The following is a 17751-nucleotide window of genomic DNA, read 5'->3' as shown; positions in this document are numbered from 1 at the left end:
CAAGGGTGTTTTTAGCTTATGGGACTAAAATAATTTGAATAATATTTTATATTCTAACATGGAGGAGACCCAGGAAACTGATTTTAATGTAAAAGTTCATTTTATTACATAAGGTAAATGCAAAATTAATTAAATAGCAGTTTATTTTAAAGAAATGTAAAACGGATAATGAAAAAACAAACGTAGGAGGATATATATGATAAAACCAGTTGTAGATGTAAAAAACATTCAAAAAGTGTACGGTAAATAAGGTGAGAATCAATCACATGTGTTAAAAGTTGTATCATTCTCAATTCAAGAGGGCGAGTTTGTAAGGATTATGGGGCCATCTGGTTCTGGTAAAACAACAATATTAAATGTAATTTCGACACTTGATAAAGCAGCGTTATTAAAATTGGAGGAACGGATATTACGAAAATGAAGCAAGGTGAGCTTTCAGATTTCCGTACGTAAAAGTTAGGATTCATTTTCTAAGACTTTAATTTATTAGAGAATTTATCTATTTACGAAAACATTGTACTTCCACTTTCCCTTAAAGGTGTTCCATCACGAAATATTGGGCCGAAAGTAGAAAAGGTAGCTGATATGTTAGGAATTTTAGCAATACTTCAAAAGTATCCATTTGAAGTATCTGGTGGACAAAACAGCGTTCAGCAGTATGTGCACTTGTGCATGAGCCGGCCATTATAAAGTTTATAAAGGATGCAGCAATGATTCTTTTTTTGTGAGATGGCGAAAAGGGATTTTTTATGTGCAATTTACTATAAGGAGTTAGATTTCTGTATAGTTTTTATTTGCAATTCATTGTGTTTTCTTAACAAAACACCTAGTGCTTTCTTATCTTAAAGGGGAACATATTTATTACTTAGATTGTCTATTACATGTATTACTAAAAATGGATATTCAAATTAAATACAATAAATCCCGTTTGATACCTATTTTTATGTATTACAAAAGTATGAAAGGACTTATTATTTTGAAAAATAAAAGGATGTGTATTGGTGGTGGACAAGTTTAATACTTTTACAGATGAAGCATTGCAAGTGGAAACGAAAAAGAAACAACTCAAACAGTAGCTTATCAATCATACAAACGTAGGAGGATATATATGATAAAACCAGTTGTAGACGTAAAAAACATTCAAAAAGTGTACGGTAAAAAAGGTGAGAATCAATCACACGCATTAAAAGGTGTTTCATTCTCGATTCAAGAGGGGGAGTTTGTAGGAATTATGGGGCCATCTGGTTCTGGCAAAACAACATTATTAAATGTAATTTCGACTCTTGATAAAGCGACGGGTGGCGTTATTGAAATTGCAGGAACGGATATTACGAAAATGAAGCAAGGTGAGCTTTCTGATTTCCGTTCGCAAAAGTTAGGATTCATTTTCCAAGACTTTAATTTATTAGAGAATTTATCTATTTACGAAAACATTGCACTTCCATTATCCCTTCAAGGTGTCCCATCACGAAAAATTGGGCCGAAAGTAGAAAAGGTAGCTGATATGTTAGGGATTGTAACAATACTTCAAAAGTACCCATCTGAAGTATCTGGTGGACAGAAACAGCGTTCAGCAGCAGCACGTGCGTTAGTGCATGAGCCTGCAATTATTTTAGGGGACGAGCCAACAGGAGCTCTTGATTCTAAAAATGCAACTAGTTTACTTAATGCGATGACAAATTTAAATAAAGAACAAGGCGTATCGATTATGATGGTTACGCATGATCCATACAGTGCAAGTTACTGTCAGCGTATTTTATTCATTCAAGATGGTGAGTTATATAAAGAAATTCACCGTAATGGTACACGTGAAGAGTTTTACAAAGAAATTTTAGACGTACTTGCAGATTTAGGCACACAAAAAGCGTAAGAAAAGGGGTTTGGGCATGTTATTTAAACTTTCCATGTCAGGGTTAAAAAGTAAGTTACAAGATTATATTGTCTTACTTGTTGGTCTTATTGTATCTATTTCAATTTTCTATATGTTTCAAACGCTAGCACTAAATAAAGGGTTCCTTGAATCTAATGCACATGTGGGTCCTATTGTATATATATTCCACATTGGTTCCTTTTTATTAGCAATTGTAACATTTTTTTATATTTTATATGCAAACTCTTTCTTATTATCTCTTCGCCAAAAAGAGTTTGGCATGTACATGATGTTAGGAGCAAAAAAGCATAAAGTTACCTTACTTATGTTTATCGAAACAATCGTATTAGGTGCCGCATCTCTTGTAATCGGAATTGTAGTTGGTGTAGGACTTGCAGAGGGTATCGGTCGGTTATTAATGAAACAATTGGAGTTAACTGGAGAAGGTTACAAAGCTTTGTACATTCCATCTATGGTTGTTACTTGCATCTTCTTCTTTGCATTATTTGTACTATCAGCAAGTATGAATAGTATTAAATTATCACGTATTTCTGTATTACAACTTGTACATGCAGATGCACAAACAGAGCATGTCGCGGTAAAAGGAAAAATGGCAGCTGTAGTTGCATTCCTTGGTCTGATTTTGCTAGGTATTGGTTATGCATCACTGATCTATATACCACATGAAAAAGATCTAGGAACCGTTCCTAAATTAATGGCTCTTGGATTAATCACAGCAACAGTTAGTACTTACATGTTATTTGGATCACTTCTCCCAGTTATGATTAGAAAGTTAAAGAGTAATAAAAAACGTAGTGAAAAAGGGCTTAATGCTTTTACTTTTGCTCAATTAAACTTCCGTATTAATGGCCTAACAAATGTGCTTGCAACGGTAGCAATTCTAGTGGCTCTTGGCGCTGGTGGAATTGCGTGTGGTCTGGCATTTAAAAACGACGTTCTAAAGCAGACTGATAAAGGAACAATTTACGATTCGGTAGTTCATAATCCAACAGCGGAAGAAAAGGACATTTTGAGTGGTATCTTATTCCAAGAGAATCTTGAATATCGCTACAAAGTAGATGATAAGTATGTTTATTATATAAAAGAAGATTTAGAGAAAAATCGTCCTTTAGTAAAAGATAGAAAAAATGGGAAGACGCTGAAAGTTTCAGAGAAAATTCCCATGGATGCATTTGCATTGTCAAGACAATGGGGTAAAGATGATGGGAAACCAAAACAATGGAGCGACGCTTTCCAAACAATCCAGCCAATGTATATGTATCCTGATCATGAAGTGAAAATTGTCGATCAAAACATATACGATAGTATGAAAGGTACAAAAAATACGGTGTTTATTGGGAAGACAGATGATTTTGGATCATACATAAAAGAATGGAAAAAACTTGATGAATTACAGGTAGCGAAATATAAAAATGTGAAAGCGGAAGAACTGGATAGTAAGTATCAAACATATAATATGAATCATGGTTTTGCCAGCGGACTAATGTTTATGGGTTTCTTCGTTGGAATTGCGTTCTTAGCAATGATGGCGAGTTGCTTAATGTTTAAAATTCTATCTGGTGCATCCAAAGATAATACACGTTATCAAATGCTTCGTAAAATCGGTGTTCGCCGGGAGTTATTAATACAATCGATTTATAAGGAGTTATTCTTCGTATTTTTAGTCCCAGCAATTGTGGGTATTGTTCACATATTAGTTGGTATGAACATGTTTGGCCCTCTTTTAATTGATCCGTATTTTCGGATTTGGTTACCAATTGTTATTTTCATAGTGATTTACTCGATTTACTACTTGATTACAGTTCAATTGTATAAAAGAATTGTACTTCCGAAAGAAGATTAATGTAATAATATTATGTATACTAAGTATTGACAGAATGGGCCCCCGTTATGTTGAAATGAAAAAATACTATGTAAGCAAAATAGAAAGTGAATTTGAGATACAAATATGCAGCAATGAGCGGCAGAAAGTGTTAGAAGAAAAGTAAATACAAGTAGGGGTCGCATTTCATGTATAACTTATAAGAAGTTATGTATGAGCAATTAAAAGAGAAAAATACTATTCTTTCTATATCTTAATAATGAAGGGAAATGAAGAGGCAAGATAGCATCGTTCCTACATTGAGTACTACTTTAACCTCATTTGTAGGAACTCTTGCACTATCCCATTACAATAAAATTGAATAATCATCCAATATTAATTGTTAACTATAATCAAAATTTTGATAGGATGGAATAATTATCAAAATAATATCTTGTATTCATTGTATTTATTATAGCTATTATTTAAAATTGGGTCTGCACCAATAGAGTGTTAATAAACATAAAACTTGTAAACCTTATTCATCATAAGGATTATCGTTTTAGAAAAGGAGTGTATGTTGAAAAAATTTTTAAAGGTAATTTTAATCTTATTAGTAATATTTATAGGAATTATGTTGGGAAGCATAATTTTAAATAAAACATATCATACAGAGTTTAAGTCTTTAGATAACACGGATCAAAACATGTTAAAAGAATTAGCTACTATTTATAAGAGCTTCGAAGAATCGAGTGATAAACTTTGGAATGAAGATTATCGCTTCGAAAAAATGCCATTGGTTCTGATACGTAGTAATAAAGACGGGGGATTCTTTAGACAAGAAGCTTATGCAGTTAATGTACCGGGATTAGAAAATAGTATTTTTGCAAAGGAAATAAAAGTCTCAAATTCTCTGCATCTACCTAAAATCTATCGCTTAACTCGTTTTGATTTTAGAACTATTTCTACCTGGATTCCTTGGAACTTTGGGATAATAAATATTAACGATATGGATGTGTTTTATTTGAAATATTATCCTAAAATGTTTAGTAATCCAGATTTATATTTTGATTTTTCGTCTTTCTTATTACATGAAGCTTTTCATGCTTATAAACAAAAAGATTGGACATATGATGCAAATGATGGAGAGTCTATTCACGAATATCCGATTAATAAAGAAAATTACGCGCTAATGGGATTAGAATTTAAGCTATTAGATAAAGCAATGATTGATACGAACTCAGAAAGTATTAATCAGGCATTATATGATTGGACAATTGTACGTAACTATCGCTATAAAAAATGGCCTCAATTAATTGGAGAAACAAAAACTGAAGCAATAGAAGGTTCAGCACGATACTTAGAGTATCGTTATAGTAAGTTAACTGGTGGAAATCTTATGGTACTTGCAAAGAAACAGAAGCCATATCATGTTACTTTTATGGAGGCGTTCAACTTCGTTGCTAATGGACAGGCAGAATCTCCAAGGTTTTTAGAGCGGAATATGAGATATGAGACTGGTTCAGCCCTTGAATTAAGCATGGACAAAGCAAATATTCCATGGAAAGAAGCTATTGAAGATAGTGCAACCAAACAAGGAAAGACACCATATGAAGTATTAAATACGTACTTTAATATAAATAATACGCCCACAATTGAAAATAAAATCAAAGAAATTAAAGAGAACAATGACTATGAAACACTTTTAGAACAAGGAGAAAAACTGGTGAAAATAAGTAACGAGTAAAGAAAATAAGATTTGAAAAAGAATTTCCTTTAAAGAGCGTATTGAAGAGGATTCTTTTTTCATTTTATAAGTTATATACACTACCGGTGTAATCAAAAAAATTTAATTAAAAGAAGGAATCTCAAAACAATTGTTTTTTATTAAAAGCTAAATTTAATGAAGAAGAAAACTTATTAATTGTAAATGGATCTAAAGAAAATTTTGAACAATATTTAATACATTATCTTTTATACCGATTATGTTATTTTGGCGCTTTCAATTGCAAGTATATACTAAAGAGAGGATAGAAATGTACCACCTGCTTTTGCCTTTAGTTGTTCAATACGAGAAAAATGTGGAGGAATATGATGGAGTCAAAAATTCTTATTGTTGATGATGATAAAGAGATTAGAAATCTTATCTCTGTTTATTTGGAAAATGAAGGTCTGAAAACTCAAAAGGCAGAAGATGCTATTGAAGCTTTAAAATTGTTAGAAGAAAAGAAGTTCGATCTTATTATTTTGGATATTATGATGCCTAATATGGATGGTATTGAAGCATGTATGAAAATTAGGGAAGAACGAAATATGCCTATTATCATGCTATCTGCAAAATCAGAGGATATAGACAAAATTCAGGGGCTAGCGTCTGGTGCCGATGATTATTTATCAAAACCGTTTAACCCGTTGGAGTTAATCGCTAGAGTAAAATCCCAATTAAGAAGGTTTAAAAAATACAATACGCATACAGATAATAATAAAAGCATCTTAGAAATTGGTGATTTAACCGTGAATACAGATACACGTCAAGTATGGGTAAGAGGAACGGAAGTAAGGCTAACTCCAAAAGAGTTCGATATACTCAAACTACTTGCTCGTAACAAAGGAATTGTTCTCAGTGTTGCAAAAATATATGAAGCAGTTTGGAAAGATGCTTTTTATAAATCGGATAATACTGTCATGGTGCATATTACAAAAATAAGAGACAAAATTGAAGAGGATTCTAAACATCCAATTTATATTAAAACTGTTTGGGGAATTGGGTACAAAATATGAAGAAGGTTAGTTTTAGAAATAAGATCATTATAAAACTTCTTGGTGCTGTTGCAGTTAGTTTTTTTGTTTCGTTTGGTTTAACAATCCTCACTTTTCTATATGTCATAATACCATTAAATCTAAATCACTATCTTGATGATCTTAGTACATTTGAAAATAATATGCTTACATTTCTTATATTCGCGTTAGCAATCTTTACTTTTATAATCATTTTTTTGATATTGGTTCGAAAGAAAATAATATATTTAAAGCTCATTTCTGATAGTGTTAATGATATTGCCAATGGAAAGCTGGGTTTGACAATTGGGATTGAGGGAAAGGATGAATTGACTCATCTTGCTCAAAATATTAATTATATGTCCAAGGAATTGGAGAATACATTTGAACAGGAAAGACAATTGGAACGTACAAAAAATGAACTCATAACCAACGTATCTCATGACTTACGCACACCGTTGACATCTATTATCGGCTATGTAGATTTATTAAAAAGAGGGCAATACGACAGTAAAGCACAATTACAGGAGTATCTCGAAACCACTTATTTAAAATCACAGAGATTGAAATATCTAATTGATGAACTATTTGAGTACACCCGTTTATCAGACATCGATGCTAAGTTAAACATTAACGAAGTTGATTTATCAGGCTTGTTGGAGCAAATAGTTGGAGAATATATTCCTATATTTGAAAAGGCAGGTTTAAGTGTTCAAAAATCAATAACGGAAGAAACAATACCTATTTTCATGGATGTAGAAAAAATGGTACGTGTTTATGAAAATCTGTTTATGAATGCGATAAAGTACAGCATGAAACCATCCGAATTATCAATATGTCTTGAACTAATAGGTAACAAAGCAATTTTGAAAGTATCAAATAAAGTCGAGAAGCCGCCTGTTAGCGATCCTAATAAATTATTTGAAAGGTTTTTCAGGGGTGATAAGGCAAGAAAAGATGATCAAGGAAATGGGCTGGGACTCGCTATCTCAAAAAGAATTGTTGAACTTCATAATGGTAATATACATGCAGAATATAAAGTAGGCTGGATGTCCTTTATTGTTGAACATCCAATTAAATAGAATGGCTTATGGAATGAAAGGTTCCATAAGCTTTTTTTTAAACTTAAGAAACTTCTTAAGTTAATAATTCAAGTAGGCCATTCATAGTAGACATGATACTGATAAGTTAATTTGATTTATTATTATAAAGTGATTAATCGAATAAAGGGGAAGTTCATTGATATGAATAATGTAAGAGATGATAGTAAATTTAGCAACCAGTGTGTTTTGGTATTCAACCGGGGCACACTGGTTTTATTTTTTTATAAATGTGGAACAAATGTATTACTTGGATTGTCTATTAAGTGTAATCCTAAAAGATATGAAAGTACAGATCATTTCGAAAAATACAAAGGTATTAAAAAGAGGGATATGTGTGGGAACACTAAGTGTCAGTGTGCCTAAAAGGGTGGGATGAGATGGTCTATATGAAATTGGTTCTAATGTCTTATATGTATATAGAATTTGATAACGCTGTCTATTTTTTGGAGGATTATGTTAAAATAACGTTTTTTTGAGTACAAAGATATTGGAGGTAACAGAAGTGAAAAGTATGTTTTGCAAGAGATTTATTACAATAGTAACAGTGCTTACACTATTTTGTAGCATGGCCGTTACATTTGGAAGAGCATCAGCGGAAACAGTTCCTGCTATAGACGTAGAAGCAGGATCAGCAATTTTAGTAGAAGCAAATTCTGGGAAAATTTTATATCAAAAAAATGCAGATGAATCATTAGCAATTGCTAGTATGACAAAAATGATGAGTGAATACTTAGTTCATGAAGCGGTGGATAAAGGAAAACTTAAATGGGATCAAAAAGTTAAAATTTCTGAATATGCATATAAGATTTCGCAAGATCGCTCATTATCAAACGTTCCATTAGAAAATGGTGGCTCTTATACGGTCAAAGAGTTATATGAGGCAATGGTAATCTACTCTGCAAACGGTGCAACAATTGCTTTAGCTGAAGAGATTGCTGGAAAAGAAGTCAATTTCGTGAAAATGATGAACGATAAATCAAAAGAGTTTGGAATGAAAAATTATAAATTTGTAAACTCTACAGGTTTAACAAACCATGATTTAAAAGGACATCACCCAGAAGGGACAACTCCAGACGAGAAAAATAAAATGTCCGCAAGAGATTGTGCGATTTTAGCACAACGTCTTATTCAAGATTTCCCGAAAATATTAGATACAGCAAAAATCCCTAAAAAAACATTCCAAAAGGGTGGCAAGTATCCGATTGATATGACGAACTTTAACTGGATGTTAAAAGGCTTAATTAAGCAATACGAAGGTGTAGATGGGTTAAAAACAGGAACTACTCCAGAAGCCGGAGATTGTTTTACTGGTACAGTAGAAAAAAACGGTATGCGTCTAATCTCTGTAGTTATAAAAGCAAACTCTCATACAGCACGTTTTGATGAAACAAAGAAATTATATGATTATGGATTTGCAAATTTTGAAGTGAAGAAGGTCTATGGAAAAGATTCAGTAGTAAAAGGTCATGAAACAGTGCGAGTAGCAAATGCAAAGGACAAAGATATAGTTGTTCAAACGAAGCAAGCTGTTTCACTTCCAATGCCAAAGGGCAACAAAGACGTTTATAAAAAAGAATTTAAAGTATCGAATAAAGAACAAGAAGCGCCTATTAAAAAAGGTGTAACAATTAGTAAAATGACTATATCACCTAAAGATAGTACAGATCCTGGATTTTTATCAGGTAAATCATTACAAGTAGACCTTGTAACAAAATCTGAAGTAGAACAAGCAAATTGGTTTACACGTTTTATGCGCGAAATAGGATCTTTCTTTAGCGGTATGTGGAATAGTGCGGTTGATATAGTAAAAGGCTAACTTTGTAGGATAAAACTAAATATTAGCCTGAAATAAAAGGTTTCAAAGTATTATAGATTCTTATGTGGATGGCTTGGAATGGAAGATTGCATTAATTCTCAAATCTGGTTCTTCGGAACTTTCGGTATTGCAATCAAGCTAAGATAAATTTGTATCCATATAATCAAAAAACGCTATTCTTTTTGTAGAAATATACAGAAAGGATGGCGTTTATTATGAATTGTTCGATTCAAAGGGTTCTGGTGCAAGGTTAGTTTAATAAAGTTACATGATGAAAAAACATTCATTATTCCATCAAGTGACAATTAAAATCGATACCTGGTACTTATTTCTGTTATTAACTTTTATAAAAATTTAATAAAATCTTTTCTTTCTATTAAATATTTTGTTTTAAATTATTTATATAAAGAAATGGAGGCCAGAAAATGAATTTTTTAAAGAAATTTAAGTATCTCTTTATAGCGTGTATCCCTATGTATATAGTTATTCTTTAATTTCAATCGAATAAAAAAGCAAGGTATTCGAGAAAAAAGTACGGTACCATACAGAGAAAACGCTCTCCCATACAAAAGTAAATTGTACCGAAAGTGATAAAAGCGAATGTTATATGGAGGGAACCCCCTAATAATTTCACCTGAAAATCGGTAATTAATGAAACAAACAATAACAAAATGATACATGATTACGAGTTAATATCCCCAAAAGATAGGATTACTAGTGACAATCTTTGATACTGACAAGTGAGGTGACGTCGATGCGAGGGACATTAATAAAAAGTGGAGTATTTATTTTAGTTTTAACAGGAGGGCTATATCTTACAAAATACGCATATGACCATCATACTAACCGAGTTAAAGTAAGAGACACGATTCAACAAATATCAATAGAGCATGGTATACCACCATGGATTCCTTTATCTATTGCATTCCATGAAAGTAAGTTTGATCAAAATGCAGTCGGAGATCAGGGCACATCATTTGGACTGTTTCAGCTCCATCGAGGTGGACTAGCACCTAAAGATTTAACGAACGAAGATTTGAAAAATATAGAAACGAATACCCGAATTGCAATATCTAATATGAAAAATGCATATAACCGTGGTTTACAGCAAAATTTAAAAGGACAAGAACTATTAGAACATGTTGCTAATACCTCAGGGTGGCCTGGAAATAAGGGTGTTCAATGGACAAATAAACAGACAGACTATAACGAGGGGTTAGAAAACAGTTTTAAAATGTTTTCTAAACGACAATACGATTTTATAGAATGAAATTTCTTTTTTCTTTCTATTATTATATAACTTATGCCTAAATAAGAAAGTTCCCTTATACAGACACATAGATTGACTTTGTACTGCTTATATTAGGAATTTAAAGAAACAGTATGTATAATTTTCCCACTACAATAGTATAGTGGCCTTTATTAACAGCAAAATCTACAATTTACAAGGAGAACATTTTATGAGTAAGAGAATAAAAGAATTAGATTCCATGCGAGGGTTAGCAGCACTTACAGTGGTATTTGGACATTTTTGTTTAATGCTACCATCGTTGCCTAATTCTATTAAATTTTCCCCGCTTAGGTTTTTATGGGCGGGTGGAGAAGCTGCAATCGTTTTTTATGTACTAAGTGGTTTTGTGTTATCTATGGCACTTTATCATTCAAAAACAAATTATTGGGGATATTTAATTAAGCGATTTGTACGAATCTATATCCCTTATTATTTTTGGATAATCATTACCTTTGCTTTATTTATTTTGTTCTCGCCGTATGAAGTGGCTGGACTACGGGATTGGTTCTATGATAGGTGGCAAGGGTCTATAACAAAAATAGATATTATAAACCACTTTGTGCTTCTTAATAACTTTTTTACGGAAAATTATAATCCAGTTATCTGGTCATTGGCTCAAGAAATGCGTATATCTATTGTGTTTCCTTTGTTATTCCTTCTTTTTTATAAACTGAGTTGGAAGAAAACGATACTATTTGCTTTGAGCTTTTCTTTAATTAGTGTTTTCCTTAATATGTTGCATATAGGGAAAGCAGAGGGATTTTATAATGGTTATGCCGATACACTGCATTTCACATCGATGTTTATGGTTGGAATGTTAATTTTTAAGCATCAGGAAAAGCTTATCTATTTATATAGGAATATGAAAAAATTTAATAAAGGATTTCTTATTGCATTAGGGGTTATTCTATATTTATATTCCATTTTAATTTATGGTTTTTCCCGTAATGATACTACTTTCTTATTAAAAGATTGGGGTGTCGTAATCGGTGTTAGTATATTTATAATAATGGCCATGAGTAACCTAAAAGTGAAAGCATTTTTAAATAAGAGTGTATTTGTATACTTAGGAGAAATTTCATACAGTATCTATTTGTGTCATTTTCCAATCATGATGGTACTATTTAAACTTTTGTATACAAAGATACCTATCTTTTTCCTTCTTGCTTTGTGTATTTCAATGACAATACTTCTTTCTATAGTTTCGTATCATTTAATTGAAAAGAAATGTATCAACTGGGCAAAACAAAGAACAACAAATTTTCGGAAAAAAGTGTAATGCTTGAAGGGATTTTATTTCTTTAGTAAATATACGAATATTACCGATTCTTAAGTATATTAGGAATCGGTCAATTACGGATTCTATATAAATATACTAAAATTGAACAAATTTTTAATTTTATACTTAACTCCAAAAATCCTCTTACTAAAGAGAATCTTCGTAACGTTTTTCCAGACATAGCCGAAAGTACAATTAGTAAAACGCTAGTTTCCTTGTAGCTGCTTGGTCAAATAAAGCTGGTTTCAGAAGGAAGAAATGCTCAATGTATACAGGTTTAATTCTGTATTAATAATTATTAGGGGTAACAACACATCGCTATCTATATCTAAAATGTTATACAAAACTATTGAATATTTTATTCGTAAAAACAGAGGTGTAAAATGAATTTTATTTCCGAACTACTTGTTACCTTTGCAATTCCTACAATACAACTCACATTCTTGTTACTACTCATTTTTGTTTTTAGCTACTTTGTAGTATACAAAAAGGTATGTAAAGGAGGGGGGGGATTTACCGTACAACAAGTTATATTGTTTATATTGATAATAGGATATTATTCCCTTGTATTATCAGCTACTTCATTTGGTCGTCCAGATGATATAACTTTTGCAAGAACAATTGACTTTGATGTACTTAGTGTTTATAAAAAAGCATGGAATACCTTTTCATTTTCTTCTTTTTTCCATATCATTGTGAATATAGGTATGCTTTTTCCGTTAGGAATTTTATTACCTTTATTTAGTAATGTTTTTCAAAAAACAAAATGGATGTTAATCAGCTCAATTATAGCAAGTTTATTGATTGAAATCCTTGAATTTATAATGCAACGTGGAAGTATGGAACTAGCTGATTTACTTCATAATACTTTAGGAATGATGCTAGGATATTCTATGTTAAATATAGTTCTTATATTGTTGAAGAAAAAAGAAACAGATACACAAATGACCAAATATTTATTTCTTCCGATTACAGTAAGTTTTGTTGCACTTGGAATAATGATTTCGTATCAAATGAAGGAATTTGGGAATATGCCTTTAGATCCCATTACAAAAACAGACATGACTGATGTCACTATAAAAACATCAATAGAGTTAAAAGACGAAGGTAATAAAATGCCTGTTTACAAAGAGGAAATTACAAAAATGCCTAATGACAATGAGCCAGTTACAAAAAAATCACATATTCGAGATGTCGAAATTCTGTCTCCAAAAGAAGTATTTCAAAAACTAAAACAAGGAGACTTTGATCCTATAATATCTTTCAAAGCAGGTGATACATTAGTCATTACAGATTATAATATAGATTACTACGCTGATACAAAAGGCTTTTCTCAACCTATATATGTTTTTCAAGTACGCTTAAATGATAATGGGAAAGATAGTTGGTCTCAACCTATTTCTGCGAGAAGATAACGTATATTTTCATGTTTTTGTTCATGTGAAATAGTTTAATCGAGTTGTCTTGCTCATTTGAAAAATCTCCTATGGAATTTAATTGAAATTGAAAAACATTTAAGAAGAACAATTACGCTGTGGGCTATTGTATAGTGTAGATATGAATAACAAAAAAGGGGGACTATATATGTGGAAGCGATTTGTAGCGATTGGTGATAGTTTTACAGAGGGGATAGGGGATGAAGTTGAGGGAATAGCATTAAAAAGCTGGGTAGATCATTTTGTTCAACTGTGTGTAGATGATTTAAAATATGCTAATTTTGCAAAACGTGGGTTAGTAACTAAAGAAATTCGCTCACAGCAATTGGAACAGGCATTAACTTTTAATCCAGATTTGGTTAGTCTAATTGCAGGTGCAAACGATGTTTTAAAAGGACGTTGGAATCATCAAGCATATAAGAACGATATGGAATTTATGATAGATACATTAAGTAAAGCAGGTGCTGATATTATTATAGCAAACCTTCCAGATTTTACTGTTAGGCTTCCATTTCCTTCTGAAAAAAAACAAGTATTAAAAGAACAATTATTAGAGGCAAATGAAGTTATACTTTCACTGAGTAGAGAGTATAAGCTTCATCATGTTGACTTTTGGAATCATCATTTAGTTAATGACAATACGCTTTGGTCTACGGATTTAATTCATCCAAACTCAAAAGGATATGTAAAAGTTGCTGAATTGATTTTTAGTAGTTTGCCTGTACATGACTCTTTTAAATAAGCTGTAGAATGACCTAAACTCCTGTCGCATGCTGTACAGGGGTTTTTGGTGCGAAAAAGAAGGATATAGAGCCTATAAATTATACTTTAAGTAATTCTTTTTATTGTTTATATTTTTGTTATTTTCTGTTGCAGAATCCTTAGTATAAGGATTCTTTTTTTGTATCAATAATCTATAAAGAAAAAAGATGAAATTGGCGAAAATGAACTAAAAGGTATTTTAAATGAATTGTTAAAACAACACTAATAATGATAACGTTCGCTAAATATATTCGTCGTTTGTAAGAATCTTAAAATCTTCCCTTTTTGAATGCAGCTTAACCATAAATTTAATTTTTTTGTAAATGTGGAACTATTTCATTACTTACACTGTCTATTAAGCGTTAAAACATTTTTTATTTAACATATATTTAGAAAGGAATAATCATTTTTAATTAAGGGAGAAGATTGAATTGAAAAAAATATGGATGCTGCTTTTCTTTTGTTTTGGAGTTATGTTGGTAGGATGCAATAAAGATGAGCCGCCAAAACAAGCATTTGAAGAATATATCAATTTATGGAATGATAAAAAATTTACAAATATGTATGATTATTTATCAGAACATGCAAAAAAAACGATTTCTAAAAAGGAGTTCACAGAGAAATATCAAAAAATTTATGAGGGTATTGGAGTTAAGAATTTAAAAATTAAAACGAAAGGAGAGAATACTAAAGATAAAGAATTTTTTCTTTTTGAAGTTAATATGGATACGGATGGAGGAACAGTTTCATTCATCCATGAAGCAAAACTCGTGAAAGATAAAGATAAGGAATCTTGGAAAATAGATTGGACACCAGACTTCATTTTCCCAGGTATGAAAAAAGATTACAAAGTACGTATGCAAATAGAGCAAGGAAAACGCGGGGAAATATATGATCGAAATGGAAAAGGGCTTGCAACGAATGGTAAAGCGTCTGAAGTTGGAATTATTCCAGAGAAACTAGGTGAAACGGCAGCGCAAACGAAAGAAATAGTAGCACAATTACTTGATATTTCTATAGAAGAGGTCGATCAGAAGCTCGCAGCAAAATGGATAAAACCAGATTCCTTTGTACCAATTGGTATTTTAAAAGAGGGAACCAGACAGAATGATTATATTGAATTAGAAGGAGTTTCATCTCGCCCAGTAAATATTCGTACGTATCCATTAGGAGAAGCAGCGGCACACTTAACAGGATATATAGGAAAGGTGAATGCAGAGGAGTTAAAATCGCTTCAAAAAAAAGGTTATCAAGCAGATGATTTAGTGGGTAAGACAGGTTTAGAGAAAGTATTAGAGAATAAATTGCGTGGTGAAAAGGGTGGACGCGTATTTATGGAAGATGAGAACGGGAAAGAGATTAAAAACGTAGCAAAAAAAGAAGCAAAAGAAGGGAAAAATGTTACGTTAACAATTGATGCTGCAATTCAAGAAAAAATCTTTAATGAGATGAAAAATGAAGCAGGATCTAGTGCAGCGATCAATCCTAAAACGGGTGAAACAATTGCACTTGTAAGTAGCCCTGCTTATAATCCAAATACGATAGTTAGAGGAGCATCAAAAGCCCAACGAGAAGCATGGAATAACGACTCGAAACTGCCAATGACGAATCGTTTCACACAAGCATTTGTACCAGGTTCTGTATTTAAAACGATTACAGGTGCAATTGGTTTGGAAACGAAAACAATAAATCCTAAAGAAGAATTTAAAATTCAAGGATTAAAATGGACAAAAGATTCATCGTGGGGAAATTATTATGTAACACGTGTGAAGGAAGCTAGTCCAATTGATTTTGATAAGGCAATGAAGTACTCTGATAATATTTATTTTGCTCAACAAGCTTTGAAAATGGGGAAAGATCAGTATGTAAATGAATTTAAGAAATACGGATTTCATGAAAAACTACCAATGGAATACGAATTTCCTATTTCAACAATTGCAAAAGATGGGATAAAAAACGATATTCAACTAGCAGATACGGGATATGGACAAGGACAAGTATTAATGACACCACTTCATTTAGCATTAACATATGCACCGATTGTGAATGAAGGGAATATTCCATCGCCTCATCTTTTAAAAGAAGCCAAAGTAGCGGGGAATTGGAAAGAAAATGTGGTTTCTAAAAAGAATCAAGAGATATTAAAAAGTGCATTAATAAAAGTCATTAATGACCCTGATGGCGCGGGGAGAATTGCTAAAGTTGATGGTGTAACTCTCGCTGGTAAGACAGGTACAGCAGAACTGAAAGAATCGAAAGAAGCAGAGGGTAAAGAACTTGGATGGTTTGCAGCTTTCGATGCAAGCGCGCCAAATATGATTGTTACCATGATGATTGAAGATGTAAAAGGAAGAGGCGGGAGCAACGTTCCAGGTGAAAAAATAAAACATGTTTTTCAGAAATAATACTTAATTAGAAGGTGAAATTTACTTCTTTAGTAAATATACAAACCTTACCGATTCAAGATTATATTAGGAATCGGTTAATTTATGTCTAAACGCAGATTTTATGATTTTAATAATCGTATTTAATTACGTGTTTTTTACACAATTAAATACGATTATTTTTTATTTAAAAATTATAAAACAACAAATTTTTAAATGTTAAATTAGATAATTGAAATTTTAAAAATAAGAGCTATTATACTTAACTTTATTTTCAGAAATATTACAAATCTGTTAGTTTGAAGTAAGGTTATTCAATATAAGTAAGAGAGGAATTTCTTTATACTAAAAGATAAAAGTATATTTTATATTCTTACAGATAATAAACATATACTTTAATTAGTCCCACTTAACGACCTTGCGGTATGTTTGAAGAGGGAGATTCCTACGGACACTGAGAAGGGAGTCTTCTGTCGGAAAAGATAAATAAAAGGAGCTTAATATATGTATAAAATTATGATTGTAGAAGATGACCAAAAAATTTCTAAATTACTTCAATCTCATATTAATAAGTACGGGTATGAAGGGAATATTACAGAGGATTTTGAAAATATTTTGGCTAACTTTGAAAAAATTCAACCTGATTTAGTTTTATTAGATGTAAATTTACCGAGTTTTGATGGTTTCTACTGGTGCCGACAAATTAGAACGGTCTCTACTTGTCCCATTATATTTATATCAGCACGTAGTGGAGAGATGGAGCAAGTTATGGCACTTGAACATGGTGCAGACGATTATATCACTAAACCGTTTCATTATGAAGTTGTAATGGCAAAAATCCGAAGTCATCTTCGAAGAATTTACGGAGAATACGCACCGAAAGCGGAAGAAAGAGTTGTTCAGCAATCCGGTTTAATACTTTATCCAGAAAAAATGGAATTAAAGCTAAATGATAGCATGTGTATACTGTCAAAAAAAGAAACTGCTTTACTAGAAACTCTCTTACGACAATCTCCTAGTATTGTTAGTCGAGAGAAAATCTTAGAAAAGCTTTGGGATGACTATACGTATGTAGATGATAATACGTTAAGTGTAAATGTTACACGTGTCCGAAAAAAATTAGAGGAAATCGGAATAAAAAATGCATTAGAAACAGTTCGTGGTGCTGGATATCGTTTGAAAATAACTTGGAAGAATGATGAGGTATAAT

The 17751-nt window shown here is 31.8% G+C and carries 13 protein-coding genes and 1 pseudogene; all 14 read left to right on the top strand.

Features of this window, described 5'->3' with window-relative positions:
- Window positions 1–268: 268 nt before the first annotated feature.
- Entirely contained in the window at window positions 269–421 is a 153-nt protein-coding gene (locus MHH66_RS14200) for an ATP-binding cassette domain-containing protein (protein ID WP_002017044.1), read from the top strand.
- A gap of 687 nt (window positions 422–1108) precedes the next feature.
- Entirely contained in the window at window positions 1109–1870 is a 762-nt protein-coding gene (locus MHH66_RS14195; protein WP_002127436.1) for an ABC transporter ATP-binding protein, read from the top strand.
- 16 nt (window positions 1871–1886) lie between these two features.
- Window positions 1887–3734, top strand: a complete 1848-nt coding sequence (locus MHH66_RS14190; RefSeq protein ID WP_078185886.1) for an ABC transporter permease — start codon at window positions 1887–1889, stop codon at window positions 3732–3734.
- A 538-nt stretch (window positions 3735–4272) separates the two neighbouring features.
- Window positions 4273–5439 (top strand): hypothetical protein, encoded by a 1167-nt coding sequence (locus MHH66_RS14185; protein ID WP_340866915.1) that lies wholly within the window; start codon window positions 4273–4275, stop codon window positions 5437–5439.
- 347 nt (window positions 5440–5786) lie between these two features.
- Window positions 5787–6473, top strand: a complete 687-nt coding sequence (locus MHH66_RS14180) for a response regulator transcription factor (protein ID WP_002085507.1) — start codon at window positions 5787–5789, stop codon at window positions 6471–6473.
- On the top strand, window positions 6470–7552 hold the full coding sequence (locus MHH66_RS14175) for a sensor histidine kinase (protein ID WP_016101995.1): 1083 nt from the start codon (window positions 6470–6472) through the stop codon (window positions 7550–7552). Before MHH66_RS14180 ends, MHH66_RS14175 begins: the two co-directional genes overlap by 4 nt.
- A 523-nt stretch (window positions 7553–8075) precedes the next feature.
- Window positions 8076–9389 (top strand): D-alanyl-D-alanine carboxypeptidase family protein, encoded by a 1314-nt coding sequence (locus MHH66_RS14170; RefSeq protein WP_078185983.1) that lies wholly within the window; start codon window positions 8076–8078, stop codon window positions 9387–9389.
- 754 nt (window positions 9390–10143) lie between these two features.
- Complete coding sequence (locus tag MHH66_RS14165) at window positions 10144–10659, top strand: transglycosylase SLT domain-containing protein (RefSeq protein ID WP_078185982.1); 516 nt, start codon at window positions 10144–10146, stop codon at window positions 10657–10659.
- Between the two features lie 142 nt (window positions 10660–10801).
- Window positions 10802–11959, top strand: coding sequence for an acyltransferase family protein (locus tag MHH66_RS14160; RefSeq protein WP_078185981.1), 1158 nt, complete (start codon window positions 10802–10804; stop codon window positions 11957–11959).
- A gap of 89 nt (window positions 11960–12048) precedes the next feature.
- A pseudogene (locus tag MHH66_RS14155) lies at window positions 12049–12180 on the top strand (Fic family protein); the annotation flags it as partial.
- A gap of 162 nt (window positions 12181–12342) precedes the next feature.
- Window positions 12343–13374, top strand: coding sequence for a VanZ family protein (locus MHH66_RS14150; RefSeq protein ID WP_078185980.1), 1032 nt, complete (start codon window positions 12343–12345; stop codon window positions 13372–13374).
- A 169-nt stretch (window positions 13375–13543) separates the two neighbouring features.
- Window positions 13544–14137, top strand: a complete 594-nt coding sequence (locus tag MHH66_RS14145; RefSeq protein WP_033729156.1) for an SGNH/GDSL hydrolase family protein — start codon at window positions 13544–13546, stop codon at window positions 14135–14137.
- Window positions 14138–14588: 451 nt separating this feature from the next.
- Window positions 14589–16562, top strand: a complete 1974-nt coding sequence (locus MHH66_RS14140; protein ID WP_078185979.1) for a penicillin-binding transpeptidase domain-containing protein — start codon at window positions 14589–14591, stop codon at window positions 16560–16562.
- Window positions 16563–17045: 483 nt separating this feature from the next.
- Window positions 17046–17750 carry a response regulator transcription factor gene (locus MHH66_RS14135; protein WP_016120219.1) on the top strand — a complete coding sequence of 235 codons (705 nt, stop codon included), beginning with the start codon at window positions 17046–17048 and terminating at the stop codon, window positions 17748–17750.
- Window position 17751 lies beyond the last annotated feature (1 nt).

Origin of the sequence: Bacillus sp. FSL H8-0492, assembly GCF_038006145.1 — a bacterium.
In the GTDB taxonomy this organism is placed as follows: Bacteria; Bacillota; Bacilli; order Bacillales; family Bacillaceae_G; genus Bacillus_A; species Bacillus_A mycoides.
The sequence above is the reverse complement of the archived record's forward strand: the minus strand, read 5'-3'. Positions and strand labels throughout refer to the sequence as shown.